Here is a 12,257-nt window from a genome sequence, read left to right on the forward strand (position 1 = left end):
GCTCTTGATGCTCGCTGCCATCCATTAGCCAGCCCTCGCGCCCATGAACCGGAGCGGCAGAGTAGCAGGATCGCGGCAGGAAGGTAGCGCCCGAGCCAAGAAATGCGGCGAAGTCAATCACGCGAACGGCAGAGAGTGTGAGTGCGCGCTTATACGTCGTTGCCGACGTGCGCTTGAGAAGGCAGTATAGCGGCCGTCATGGCGATCTACCATTTCTCGGCCAAGGTCATCAGCCGTGTGAGCGGATCGAGCGCCGTTGCGAGCGCCGCCTATCGTTCGGCATCCGAGCTGTATGATGAGCGGCTTGGGCGGAACCATGATTTTTCGAATAAGGCCGGTGTCGTCCATTCGGAAATCTTGGCTCCCGAAGGTGCGCCGGAGCGTTTAAACGATCGCGAAACGCTGTGGAACGAGGTGGAGGCCGGGGAGAAACGCAAGGACGCGCAGCTCGCCCGTGAGGTGGAGTTCTCGATTCCGCGCGAGATGAGCGAAAAGCAGGGTGTTAGCCTCGCGCGCGACTTTGTCGAAAAACAGTTTGTCGAGCGCGGGATGGTGGCCGACCTCAACGTGCATTGGGACAAGGCGAAGGACGGCAGTCCGAAGCCGCACGCGCATGTCATGCTGTCGATGCGCGACGTGGGGCCGGAGGGGTTCGGCAAGAAGAACCGCGACTGGAACGGCACCGAGCTGTTGAAGGAATGGCGCGAGGCATGGGCCGCCCACGTCAACGAACGCATGGCCGAGCTGGGCCTTGAGGGGCGGATCGACCATCGTTCCTATGAGGCGCAGGGGATCGAACTGGAGCCCCAGCACAAGATCGGTCCGATGGGAAAACGGCACGAGCTTGAGGGCGAGGCTCACCGACGCGGCGACGATCATCTTCGTATCGCGCGCGAGAATGGCGAGAAGATCATCGCCAATCCCAGCGTGGCATTGGATGCGATCACGCGGCAACAGGCGACGTTCACCACCCGCGACCTGGCGATGTTCGTCCACCGGCACAGCGACGGCAAGGAGCAGTTCGACCAAGCCATGAGCGCCGTGCGGTCCTCGCCCGAGCTGGTGGCGCTCGGCAAGGATGGCCGCGATCAGGAGCGGTTCACGTCGCGCGAGATGATCGCGGTGGAGAACCGGCTTGAGCGCAGCGCCGGCGAACTGGCGAGCCGGGTAGAGCATGGCGTTAGCGATCGGCAGCGTGACGCCGCGTTGGCATCGGCCGAAGGCAGGGGGCTCACCCTATCGGCCGAGCAGCGCGACGCGCTCGACCACATCACCGGCAGAGAAGGACTGGCGTCTGTCGTCGGCTATGCCGGTTCGGGCAAATCCGCCATGCTGGGTGTCGCGCGCGAGGCTTGGGAGGGGCAGGGCTACAACGTGCGCGGTGCGGCCCTGTCGGGCATTGCCGCCGAAAATCTTGAGGGTGGTTCCGGCATCGCCTCGAGGACGATCGCCAGTCTCGAGCACGCATGGGGGCAGGGGCGCGAGCAGCTAGGCCCTAGGGACGTGCTGGTGGTGGACGAGGCGGGCATGATCGGCTCGCGCCAGATGGAGCGGGTGCTGTCCCAGGCCCGCGATGCCGGCGCGAAGGTGGTGCTGGTGGGCGACCCCGAGCAGTTGCAGGCGATCGAGGCAGGCGCGGCGTTCCGGTCGATCACCGAGCGCCATGGCGCGGCCGAGATCACCGAGATTCGGCGGCAGCGCGAGGATTGGCAGCGCGACGCGACGAAGGCGCTGGCGACAGGCCGGACGGCCGAGGCGATCCACGCCTATGACGGTCGTGGCATGGTCCATGCGGCCGACACGCGCGAGACTGCGCGCGGCGAGCTGGTGGACGGTTGGGATCGGCAGCGCCAGGCCGAGCCGGACAAATCCCGTGTCATCCTCACCCACACCAACGCCGAGGTCCGCGAGCTGAACGAGGAGGCGCGGGGCCGGCTTCGCGCGACCGGCGACTTGGGCGAGGATGTGCGGTTCGCGGCCGAGCGAGGCTCGCGCGACTTCGCGCGCGGCGACCGCTTGATGTTCCTGCGGAACGAGCGGTCGCTGGGGGTGAAGAACGGCACCTTGGGGACGATCGAGCAGGTATCGGCCGAGGGCATGAAGGTTCGGCTCGACAGCGGCCAGCGCGTCGCGTTCGAGGCCAAGGACTATTCGCACGTCGATCACGGCTATGCGGCGACGTTCCACAAGGCGCAGGGCGTGACGGTCGATCAGGCGCATGTGCTGGCGACCCCCGGCATGGACCGGCACAGCGCCTATGTCGGCCTGTCGCGGCATCGCGACGGCGTGCAGCTCCATTACGGCCGTGACGACTTTGCCGATCAGCGGCAGCTCGCCCGCACCCTGTCGCGCGACCGCGGTAAGGACATGGCGGGCGACTATGCCGCCGTCCGTGATGAGCAGGCCCAGGCCCGTGCGTTCGCCGAGCGGCGCGAGATCCGGTTCCCGGAACGCGCGCGTGAGATGGTCGCCAAGGTGCAGGCGAAGGCCAAGGGCATGTTCGCCGGGTTCAGGCCCAAACCGTCCTCGCCCGAGCTGGCGCGCGATGGAAAAGGGGGTCCGATTAACACCACCCCCGAGCCCGGATCGGCAGCGCCGAGCCAGGCCAGGGCGATCGAACGCTACGCGCGCGCGCAGGCCGATATGGACCGGATGCGCGAGAAGGGCTTGCCGGTGCTGCCGCACCAGAAACAGGCGCTGGCGAAGGCCGGCGACGCGCTCGATCAGGTGCGGCCCCATGCCGCCCAGGATTTGGCGTCCGCGTTCGAGCGCAATCCCGCGCTGGTGCGCGAGGCGGCCGAGGGCAAGGCCGGCGGCGCGGCACGAGCGATGGCGCAAGAGGCCCAGGTCCGCACCAATCCCGAGCTTCGCGCCGATCGGTTCGTGGAGCGCTGGCAGGGCATGGCGCGCGAGCGGGCCGACCTTGCACGCAGCGGGGATCGTGAGGCCGCGCAGCGCACCGGCAAGAGGATGGAGAGCCTGGCCGGTACGCTGCACCGCGATCCCCAGCTCGAATCCATGTTGCGGCGTCGTGCGCCCGAGCTGGGGCTGGAAATGGGTCGGGATCGCAGCATCGGGCAGGAATTGACCCGTTCGCTGGAAATCGGCCGCGATCGGGGGTTAAGCCGGTAAGGAGAGGGAATGGCGGACGAGGAGCAGGAGGAGAGCGGCGGCGCGGCGGAGGCATTCGAGCGGCTAAGCGCCACGATCGAGCAGATGCGTGGCGAGCAGGCATTGATGCGCCGTGCCATAGAGGGGTTGGCGGCCGAGCGCGCCAGCATCGACGTGCCCGACTATTCCGAGACGCTGGGGCATATCGCCCAGGGGCTGGACGGCATCAACGGACGGATCGACCAGATTGTGGGGGCGATCGTGAAGTCGCCGGCGCTGGCGATGACGCCGGCGCAGATATCGGCGCAGATCGGGCGGGCGGCGACAGAGGTTCGCAGCGCCGACCATGCCGCGCTCGCGACCGCGACGAACGAGATGAAGCAGCAGGCACGCGAGCTGCATGGCGTCGTGCGATCGGCGCGGGCGGCCGAGAAGCAGCGCGACCGGGAGCTATGGTTCGGATTGGGTGGGTTCCTCATCGGCGTGCTCCTGTGGACGTTCCTGCCCGGTATGGTCGCGCGCGAGATCGCGCCGGCGAGCTGGCGCTGGCCCGAGCGCATGGCGGCGGGGATGCTCGACATGCCGATGTGGGAGGCGGGCTCGCATTTGATGGCGACGGATTCGCCGGCGAGCTGGAACGGGCTGGTGTCGAGCAGCCGGATCATGAGCGCCAACAGCGAAACGATCGAAAGGTGCCAGAAGGCCGCGAACCGGGCAGGAGAGCCGGTGCGATGCACGATCAGGATCGGCGCAGCGTCGGGCAGCGTTGAGGCGGGAAGGAAGCAGGATCAATGACCAGGGCAGGTGAAAAGCTCTATGGCGATTGGGAACGCCGGTGCGATGGACCGCCCTCGCGTCCAGTCTGGCCGTGGCTGTTGATCGTGGCCCTGGCGATTGTGGTGGCGGTCGCGGCATGGAGGATGAGATGAACGCGCTTCCCTATCGCTCGACGCCGGTGTTCGATGAAACGACGCTTCCCGCCGCGCTGCGAAGCGAGCATCGCACCAAGGCCGGCGTGTGGGGCGTGATCCGGGTGATCGAAGGGAGCTTGAGGCTGACCTATCTCGACCCCGCTTCAGAAATGATTGTCACGCCCGATCGGCCAGCGCTGATCCTGCCCGAACAACCGCATTTCGTCGAACCGCTCGGAGTCATGAGGATGCAGGTCGATTTCTACGATCAGCGGCCAAGCCTCTAGGGAGAGCCATGCCTAAAACAGCCTTGTCATTCCCGCTTCTTGCCATCCTCGCGCTTGGTGGCTGTGCGACGCGCGAACCGGCATCCAATTTCGGCCCGCCTCCCTCCGGGCAGTCGGAGCGAAGCGGCGAGGTCACGCCTTGGGGGCTGACTTATGGCGCGGCGTTAATGACCTCCAAGGTCTACCCGCACCTGGCAGCGGCGGCCGATGCAAACGCCAACCTGTTCATTTCCCCTGTCAGCCTCTCTCAGGGTCTTGGGCTTGCCTTCATTGGAGCGCGGGGCGGCACGCGCGAGGAGATCGGGCGCGTGCTTGGCTGGGATTCGGCCCGCAACGTCCCTGCGCTCATTAAGTCCTACAATGCCCAGCTCACCGACACCGGCGATGCCGATACCACGCTCGGCATCGCGAACGCGCTGTGGCTGGCGAAGGGATTGCCGATCCGAAACGAGTATGTCGCCGAGGCCCGTTCCGGCTTCGGGGCGGCTCCGGAAACGGTCGATTATGCCGGTGATCCCACCGGAGCGGCCGCACGGATCAATGGCTGGGTCTCGCGCGAGACGAAGGGCAGGATTTCGGAGATCGTCTCTTCGAGCGGCTTCGGGGATGACACCGCCGCTGTGCTAACCAACGCGCTTTACTTCAAGGCGAAGTGGCAGGTGCCGTTCGAGGAGACGGAAACGCGGTCCTTCACTCGTGGCGACGGCACGCGCATCCCGATCACGATGATGAAGCGGATCGGCCGGTTCGACTATCGCGAGACCCGGGAAGGGCAGGCGATCGCCTTGCCCTATGGCAGCGATGGGCGCTTCGTGATGGAGGTCTTCCTGCCGCGCGATGCAGCGACGCTGCGCCGCTGGGAGCGCGACATGAGGGGCGTCGACTTCTTCGCCGGCGAGCAAGGGAGCAACGATCGCTTCGCTCTGGCGGCGGAGCAGGAACGCGAGGTGCGGATCATTCTGCCGCGCTTCGAAGCGCGGTTCGATGAAAGCGTGAAGGCCGCACTGATCGCCGCAGGAATGCCGAGTGCTTTTGACAGTTCGCGCGCGGACCTGTCGGGGATCGCAAGCGGCATGCACCTGGCGATCGACGACGTGGCGCATGCCACGTTCCTGCGTGTCGATGAGGAGGGCACCGAGGCTGCGGCCGCAACGGCTGTCACCGTCCAAGTGGTGAGCGCGCCGATTAAGCGTGACGTTCCGGAGATGGTGGTTGATCGTCCTTTCCTTGCCACCGTGCGAGACCGAAAGAGCGGCGCGGTGCTGTTTTTCGGGCGCATCGCTGATCCCACCGCAATTCCATAGGCAATAGGGCCATGCTCCGTTCAGCCGTGCGGGCATAGCCTTCCGGCATGATGATGGTGTCGCTACCGCGAACGATTGGCACGGCCCTGGCCGGCGCGGCGCTAAGCGCGTCCACGCCCGCCCTGGCGTGCTCATGCATCCTGCCCGACAACATTGAGGCAGCGGGACGCGCGGCGTTCGCCAAAGCCGATCTTGTTGGTGAGTTGGAGATAGGGCGGGCACCGGTGACGGCACCGCGCAGTTTCTGGTGCGGGTCGGACGGAAGAGCGCGACCGTGGTTCAGGCCCGGACATAAGATCGAGCAGAGCCGCCCCGCGCGCGTTATCAGCGTCACGAAGGGCCGCGTCTCGGGACCAATCAGCATCCGCACCAGTCCGGTGATGAACATAGGGGGCCGGTGCGGCATGACCGGGAATAGCTGCCAGGTTTCTCTCGGCCGAAGCACCGTTCGGACCGGCCCCATGCTGTTTCGGCGCGTTGCGCCGGGCACCTACGAACCCTTGGACGTTTGCACCCAATCGGCGTTCACCACCTGGCTCGAACAGCGCCAGAAGCGTCGCGCACTCACGCAGACACGGTAACGATGCGAGGAACCATCGATTGCCTGAATCACCAGCGTGCCATTGATTCAGGAAAGTCGCCGGACTTTGAGAGGCTTATTTTGTAGGCTCCGCGCCATGAATGGCGCGAACCTGTCCTTGCCCGAGCCGATCGAGCTGGTGGCGCTCGATCCGGCGCGCAACATCCGCCGGCGCTACAGCATCACCGCGAGCCTCGATCTTTTCGGTATGATCGTTGTGGAAACCCGCTGGGGCCGGATCGGCTCACACGGCCAGGCCCAGCGGCACGCCTTCGCCGATCGCGCGACGGCCGACCGCCACATTGCCGCGACCCTGCGGCGGCGCGGCACGGCCGAAACCCGGATCGGGGTGCCTTATGAGCTGGTGCCTACCGAGGTTTGAGCCGCCACCGTCAGTAGACCGTTGGCCGCTTCAAGAAACGGCCGAATGCTACGGCCCGCATCGAGTATCGCGATAATTGTTGCTGTAGAGCGGAGGACGCGCAAAGCTGCGTCTCCCGAAGCGGCGAAAGGTGCGACATGGCTACCGACAAGAAAGCACTCGGCGGACGGGGGACGGACTTATTCGCGGGCATTCCTGTTAATGACTTCAAGTCCTCGCTCGAATGGTATCAGCAACTATTCGGCGCGCCGCCGAGCTTCTTCCCCAACGACCGCGAAGCGGTTTGGGAGATCGCGCAGAACCGATGGGTCTATATCATCGTTCAGCCCGATCGTGCGGGCGGCTCGGTGCAGACGATCATGCTTGATGATCTTGAGGCGCAGATCGAGCAAATCGCCGAACGTGGCATCCGTTTCAGCAAGGAGGAAACCCCGGCTGAGAATGTCCGCAAGGTGATGTATTACGATCCCGACGGCAACGAACTTGGACTCGGCCGAGCCCCTTCCGAATAACGCGCGGCCGATCGAAACCGCTGGCGCGCTGCTGTTCGACCGACAGAGAAGGATGCGCCGCTGGGGCCGAATCGGGGCACACGACCAAGCCCAACGGCACGCCTTCGCCGATCGCGCGACGGCCGACCGCGATATCGCCACGATCCTGCGGCGGCGCGGCACGGCCGAAACCCGGATCGGGGTGCCTTTACGAGCTGGTGCCTACCGAGGTTTGAGCCGCCACCGTCACGTCGGCTGCTTGGAATTGGCCGGTGCTACGGCCAGCATGTTGCCGGCTCAAGCGGCGCATCCTCTCCTGGACGACAGCCCTGACGACCATCGGCCGACCGTAGCGCTCCGCATTCTAGCTGAAAATGGTTCAGCAGGACAGGATGCCGGCGGACCCTTGCACGTCGGGCGTTCGCCTGTGAGCGCTACGGCAGCGATGGTCATGGCGCGCTCGCGTCGAAATGGGCGTTCTGGGAAAGCCTCGCGCCAGATCTTTTCGGCCATTGATGCAAGCTCCTGCGGTGTCGGCGGCCGAGCTTCACGAATGCACGCTATCAAGGCGCGCGGGAACAGACGCTCCATCGTCTCTCTCCGATTGCGATATGGGAGCCCTATAGCACGGATGCAGCCCTGATCGATCGTGACGGGACGAAGCGGGCCTTGAAGCGGTCTGGCCGGCAACATCGGCGGCTCGCGTGCCCTATATCGGGCAGGAGAGCCCTGCCCGGAGATGAGATGCCGCCCGCTGCGCCTGCCCGTGTTCCTTTGCCGATCGCCATGCCCGATGATGAGTTCGGTGCCGCGTTGCTTGAGCAGGCAGCCGCGCTTAGCGCCTATGCCCGGCGACTGACCGGAGGCGGCGCGGACGCCGACGATCTCTTGCAGGACACCATGCTTCGGTGCTGGACCGCGCGCGCCAGCTTTACGGCCGGAACAAGCCTTGCCGCCTGGGCTCGAACCGTGATGAAGAACAGCTTCCTCACCGGCCGCCGCCGCGCCCGCTTTCATGCGGACTTGCCCGAGGATGCGCGCGACCGGATGCTGAAGGTGGATGAGACCCAGAGCCTCGCCATCTGGCTGCGCGATACGGATTGGGCGCTCGGCGAACTCCCGCCCCACCAACGCGAGGCGGTTCTGCTGGCGAGCCAAGGCGTGTCCATCGAGGACGGAGCGGCGCAGCTCGGCATTGCCGCAGGCACGTTCAAGAGCCGCATCGCACGTGGGCGGACTCGGCTGCGCGCCCTCATCGAGGAACGATCGACGCCGCTGCTGGCCGACAGAACCGACCGCGATACGCCTCCGCCAGCGGTCAAGCGGCCCATCCACCTGCGGAAAAAGCGCGACTGGCGGGGCGTCAAGATCGGCTGATCCCCGGTGCGCCTGTCGGCTTATTGCTTTTCTTAACAGTTTGCCGGTAGCGTGCGCGCACCTGCGGAGACGCGGGTGGAGGCGTGGAAACCTCCTGAAACACGAGCCGGTCGAGCTTCATCGACCGGGTGGCGGGCGCGCATGTCCAAGCCACCCGGCCAAAGGCGTCCGCGCCTGACGTGTTTCAGGTTTCCAACACCCGGTTCAGTGGCCGGCACGTCTCCGAAATGGGGCGTGCCGCCGGCTGCACAGGAACACTTGGGGCGGGAATGAGCTTGGAGAACCTTTTGACCGAGTAGGACATGCGTGAGTAGTCATCTGCCTGTCGGCCGCCTCGCCGATCGTCTTCATTCCCTGCCGCGCGAACGCGCCTGGTTCGCGATCCTCCTCAGCGTCACGGCGCTTGCGCTGGCGGACGCACATTTTCCCCGGATAGGTCTCGCGCCCTTCTATATCCCGATCGTCTGCGCCGCCTGCTGGGCGCTGGGTAGCCGCGCCGGCTATCTGGTGGCGATCGTCGCGGCGGTCCTCGCCGTCGTCCCGCATCTCGCCGAGTTGCCAGGGCTTTCCCCCGCCCTGCTGGGGGCGAGGATGGCCGTGCGCGCCGTCACCTATGTTTTCGTCGCCGCCATTATTCTCAGCTTTCGCCGGTCCTTCGACCGGGAGCACCATCTGGCGGCGCGCGACCGCATGACCGATGCGCTCAACAAGGAGACGTTCCGCGAGCGCGTGATCCATCGTCTCGATCCAGCGGTGCCTGCCCGGCAATCCTTCCTGCTCGCGATCCTTGATCTCGACGATTTCAAGGGCATCAACAACCGCCACGGCCATGTTGCCGGGGACGAGGTGCTGCGCACCTTCGCACAGGGCGCGCGGAAGATCATCCGGCACGAGGATGATTTCGGGCGGATTGGCGGCGACGAGTTCGCCTTTTTGCTTCCCGTCCATTCGGCCGAGGAAGGGGTGTATTTCGCCCGTTTGCTCCACAAGCGCCTGTCATCGGTTCTGGCCGGCACGCCTTATCCGGTGACGTGCAGCATGGGCGCGCTGCTGATTCAGCCTGATACCCCGCGTGACGAACCCTCGTTGATGCACGCGGTCGATCAGCTCATGTACGCGGTCAAGCGCGCCGGGAAAAACGCCGTGGAGATCGGCCGCGGAACGATTGACCGGGGCCGGGACACCCCTGTTCCGTCCAGGCTCCGGGTGATGGGAACCACATAACGGGCGAGCAGCCGGACAAGGCTCATCCGAGCGAAGGGTGGAGCTTTCGTGGTCTGGCTACAGTTCACATCCCTTCGCAGGAGAGACGCATGGACGAGCGGGCACAGGAGATCGCAACTGCGATCAGCCTCATGAAGAGGGCGATGGCTTCGCTCGACAAGGCCGACGAGCGCGGCAATGTCGCCGTGCACCTTCAAGCGGCACTTGACGCGGCCGAGGACAAGTCCCCCGAGCAGCAACGCGCCGAAGCCGCTGCCCTTGAGGCGCGGCTGTTCCCTCCTGAGGAATGACTGTGCAGTCACTCGATGCTTGCTGCCGGAAGCGGGAATAGGAGCCCCTATGGTCCATTGGTCCCTTGGCCTGTCCCATCAGGCCAAAGTCCTTGCGACCCGAGGGGGCGCGTCGGCCTAGCTATGCGGGATCGAGCGCGCGGCAGAGCGCGCTGATCAGAAACTCGCCCGAGGCGGGCTTATGGCAGATCGGCCGCGAGGCGTGGACAGCCGGGATCATGCTGGCCGCGCCCGTGGCGAAGATGAAGGGCACGCCGCGCCGGTCCAGTTCGTCCGCAATCGGAAACGAGGTTTCGGAGCCAAGTTGCACATCGAGGCTGGCGACATGAGGCGAAGAGTCCAGCGCCGCGAGGGCGTCCCGCACGCAATCGACAGGGCCGACGACTTCCGCGCCGGCATCGGATATTATCTCAACCAGCGTGGCCGCGACCCAATAATCATCTTCGACAACCAGCACGCGAAGGCCGCTGATCCCGTCTCGTGTAGTCATGTCGCACCAAGCATTTACGCAGCCGTTCTACCGACCAGCGCAACAACGCGGCGTCTGGCTCTGTGCTCCACGCGGAGGTGCAAAATGTTCGTCTTAGGCGATCGATTGATCTAAGTAGCCGGGTAGGGGGCGCGTAGAGTTATGGTCGATACTGAAACCCGGATTCGCGAGCTTGAGCATCGGTTCAGGAACATTCTCACTATCGTTCGATCCCTTGTCAGCCAGAGCTTGCAGGCGGCCGATTCGATCGAAGACGCCCGATCTACCATTGACGAGCGATTGGCGGCGCTGGGCAACGCGACCGAGCAGCTTCTATCTCACAACTGGCAGGCGGCGCCCCTGCCCGCGCTCGCAGAAAACGCGTTGGGCCATTTCACCCTCTACGCGGAGCGGCTTCGCCTCAACGGCCCCACGGTGACGATCGGCCCCAAGGCGGCGATGACGTTGACCCTCGCCTTTCACGAGCTGGCGACGAACGCGATAAAATATGGTGCGCTGTCCAACGAAACGGGCACGATCGAGCTGACCTGGAAAGTGCTGGGGTCGGGCACCGAGGCCGAGCTTTGGATGCAATGGGCCGACTGTGGCGGCCCGCCGGTCGTCAAGCCCGAGCGGCGGGGCTTTGGATCGCGGCTGATATGCACGGCCGTAAGCCGCAGCTTGCGCGGCCATGCCGAGATGGAATTTCCCGCCTCGGGCGTCGTGTGGACCTTGCTCGCTCCTCTGGCTGCGGTCGAGCTATGATCGAATCCGGATACGGGATACCCCGCCGCTAAGCCTTGGGTTCATCGCACATGCCTGTCTCTCCGGCCCACGCTTCTTGCCCCACTGGATCCCTCTCGCCACTTTGATCGTCTCTTTTATCAGGGTCTGAATCCGGAGCACGTCTGTATGTCCAAACCGCTCTCCCCCGAAACAATGGCTTTGGTGAAAGCTACGGCGCCTGCGCTCCAGCAGCACGGCGTGGAGATCACTACGCGCATGTATCAGCGCTTGTTCGTCGATCCGGAGATCAAGGCGCTGTTCGACATGGCCGCGCACGAATCCGGCGCGCAGCCTAAACGGCTAGCGGCCGCGATCCTCGCCTTCGCGCAGAACGTCGATAAGCTCGACGTGCTGAAACCCGCGATCGAGCGCATCGCCGCGCGCCATGTCGAGACCCATATCAAGCCCGAACATTATCCTGCGGTCGCCAATGCGCTGCTGCCGGCGATCCGCGACATATTGGGCGAGGCGGCAACCGATGAGATTCTGAACGCCTGGGGGGAGGCCTACTGGTTCCTGGCCGATATCCTTATCAACCGTGAGGCGCAGCTCTACCAGACCGAGGCGGCATGATCGCCGCAGCGGACTACTCCTCCCAAAGGATGTGAGAAGCCGGTCCTAAAACTGGTGGCCAATGCGGCCAGCCAAGATGCTCATTGTTCGACGCCATTTGCGAGTTTCAGAAGCTTGGTCTCGATGCCTTTCAGGCCGGCAATGGCCTCATGGTCGGCGACTGACCAACCATCGCTTTTTGCGTCTTCTTGGTTCCGCTGCATCCTTGCGATGATCGAGGCTGCCTCATACACCTCTTTCGCCCCGCCGTGACCACCAACATCGAGTTGGTGCGCGAGCGTCGTGAGGCGATCCACAAAGTTCGTCCGGCCTGCGGCGCCAGTGCTGCGGGCGAGAGCCTTCGGCCCTGCTTTGAGGGCGTCTCCCAAGGTTTTCAGCGCTTCATGATGAGGGGAATCGGACACGGCAGCTCCGAGGGATCGTCATCATCGTTCATAATCACGAAAGCGGAGGGACGACGGGTTCCCCGCCG

General features: G+C 65.0%; 13 protein-coding genes. 11 read left to right on the forward strand and 2 right to left on the reverse strand.

Annotated features, from left to right (window positions below; translation table 11 throughout):
• Positions 1 to 198 precede the first annotated feature (198 nt).
• The 9 genes from traA to FA702_RS21435 all read left to right on the forward strand — a co-directional run bounded on the left by traA (position 199) and on the right by FA702_RS21435 (position 9,957).
• A complete protein-coding gene (gene traA, locus FA702_RS21390) occupies positions 199 to 3,132 on the forward strand; it encodes a Ti-type conjugative transfer relaxase TraA (RefSeq protein WP_136958132.1) in 2,934 nt (977 codons plus the stop codon).
• A 9-nt stretch (positions 3,133 to 3,141) separates the two neighbouring features.
• Positions 3,142 to 3,906: a DUF6118 family protein gene (locus FA702_RS21395; protein WP_136958133.1), complete on the forward strand. Its 765-nt coding sequence runs from the start codon at positions 3,142 to 3,144 to the stop codon at positions 3,904 to 3,906.
• Positions 3,907 to 4,036: 130 nt separating this feature from the next.
• Positions 4,037 to 4,309: a DUF1971 domain-containing protein gene (locus FA702_RS21400; protein ID WP_136958134.1), complete on the forward strand. Its 273-nt coding sequence runs from the start codon at positions 4,037 to 4,039 to the stop codon at positions 4,307 to 4,309.
• 167 nt (positions 4,310 to 4,476) lie between these two features.
• Positions 4,477 to 5,613 carry a serpin family protein gene (locus FA702_RS21405; protein ID WP_136958135.1) on the forward strand — a complete coding sequence of 379 codons (1,137 nt, stop codon included), beginning with the start codon at positions 4,477 to 4,479 and terminating at the stop codon, positions 5,611 to 5,613.
• Between the two features lie 677 nt (positions 5,614 to 6,290).
• A complete protein-coding gene (locus FA702_RS21410; protein ID WP_136958136.1) occupies positions 6,291 to 6,575 on the forward strand; it encodes a WGR domain-containing protein in 285 nt (94 codons plus the stop codon).
• A gap of 137 nt (positions 6,576 to 6,712) precedes the next feature.
• Positions 6,713 to 7,087, forward strand: a complete 375-nt coding sequence (locus FA702_RS21415; RefSeq protein ID WP_136958137.1) for a VOC family protein — start codon at positions 6,713 to 6,715, stop codon at positions 7,085 to 7,087.
• Between the two features lie 723 nt (positions 7,088 to 7,810).
• Complete coding sequence (locus FA702_RS21425; protein WP_136958139.1) at positions 7,811 to 8,443, forward strand: RNA polymerase sigma factor; 633 nt, start codon at positions 7,811 to 7,813, stop codon at positions 8,441 to 8,443.
• Positions 8,444 to 8,950: 507 nt separating this feature from the next.
• Complete coding sequence (locus FA702_RS21430; protein WP_255504931.1) at positions 8,951 to 9,667, forward strand: GGDEF domain-containing protein; 717 nt, start codon at positions 8,951 to 8,953, stop codon at positions 9,665 to 9,667.
• Between the two features lie 89 nt (positions 9,668 to 9,756).
• Positions 9,757 to 9,957, forward strand: a complete 201-nt coding sequence (locus FA702_RS21435) for a hypothetical protein (protein WP_136958140.1) — start codon at positions 9,757 to 9,759, stop codon at positions 9,955 to 9,957.
• A 121-nt stretch (positions 9,958 to 10,078) separates the two neighbouring features.
• Here the strand turns inward: FA702_RS21435 and FA702_RS21440 are convergent, their stop codons facing one another.
• Positions 10,079 to 10,447, reverse strand: coding sequence for a response regulator (locus FA702_RS21440; RefSeq protein ID WP_136958141.1), 369 nt, complete (start codon positions 10,445 to 10,447; stop codon positions 10,079 to 10,081).
• A 141-nt stretch (positions 10,448 to 10,588) separates the two neighbouring features.
• On the opposite strand from FA702_RS21440, the gene FA702_RS21445 reads away from it, so the two are divergent.
• Both FA702_RS21445 and FA702_RS21450 read left to right on the forward strand, forming a co-directional pair.
• Positions 10,589 to 11,191: a sensor histidine kinase gene (locus FA702_RS21445; RefSeq protein ID WP_136958142.1), complete on the forward strand. Its 603-nt coding sequence runs from the start codon at positions 10,589 to 10,591 to the stop codon at positions 11,189 to 11,191.
• 147 nt (positions 11,192 to 11,338) lie between these two features.
• Positions 11,339 to 11,785, forward strand: a complete 447-nt coding sequence (locus FA702_RS21450; protein ID WP_044663640.1) for a globin domain-containing protein — start codon at positions 11,339 to 11,341, stop codon at positions 11,783 to 11,785.
• An 80-nt stretch (positions 11,786 to 11,865) separates the two neighbouring features.
• On the opposite strand, the gene FA702_RS21455 is transcribed toward FA702_RS21450, so the two are convergent.
• A complete protein-coding gene (locus FA702_RS21455) occupies positions 11,866 to 12,189 on the reverse strand; it encodes a hypothetical protein (RefSeq protein WP_136958143.1) in 324 nt (107 codons plus the stop codon).
• Positions 12,190 to 12,257: the final 68 nt, after the last annotated feature.

The sequence above is a fragment of the Novosphingobium sp. EMRT-2 genome (genome assembly GCF_005145025.1).
Lineage (GTDB): Bacteria > Pseudomonadota > Alphaproteobacteria > Sphingomonadales > Sphingomonadaceae > Novosphingobium.

Coding starts and splice junctions, on each gene's coding strand:
- traA (WP_136958132.1), top strand. CDS start 199: ATGGCGATCTACCATTTCTCGGCCAAGGTCATCAGCCGTGTGAGCGGA.
- FA702_RS21440 (WP_136958141.1), bottom strand. CDS start 10,447: ATGACTACACGAGACGGGATCAGCGGCCTTCGCGTGCTGGTTGTCGAA.
- FA702_RS21395 (WP_136958133.1), top strand. CDS start 3,142: ATGGCGGACGAGGAGCAGGAGGAGAGCGGCGGCGCGGCGGAGGCATTC.
- FA702_RS21415 (WP_136958137.1), top strand. CDS start 6,713: ATGGCTACCGACAAGAAAGCACTCGGCGGACGGGGGACGGACTTATTC.
- FA702_RS21435 (WP_136958140.1), top strand. CDS start 9,757: ATGGACGAGCGGGCACAGGAGATCGCAACTGCGATCAGCCTCATGAAG.
- FA702_RS21405 (WP_136958135.1), top strand. CDS start 4,477: ATGACCTCCAAGGTCTACCCGCACCTGGCAGCGGCGGCCGATGCAAAC.
- FA702_RS21400 (WP_136958134.1), top strand. CDS start 4,037: ATGAACGCGCTTCCCTATCGCTCGACGCCGGTGTTCGATGAAACGACG.
- FA702_RS21450 (WP_044663640.1), top strand. CDS start 11,339: ATGTCCAAACCGCTCTCCCCCGAAACAATGGCTTTGGTGAAAGCTACG.
- FA702_RS21410 (WP_136958136.1), top strand. CDS start 6,291: ATGAATGGCGCGAACCTGTCCTTGCCCGAGCCGATCGAGCTGGTGGCG.
- FA702_RS21445 (WP_136958142.1), top strand. CDS start 10,589: ATGGTCGATACTGAAACCCGGATTCGCGAGCTTGAGCATCGGTTCAGG.
- FA702_RS21425 (WP_136958139.1), top strand. CDS start 7,811: ATGCCGCCCGCTGCGCCTGCCCGTGTTCCTTTGCCGATCGCCATGCCC.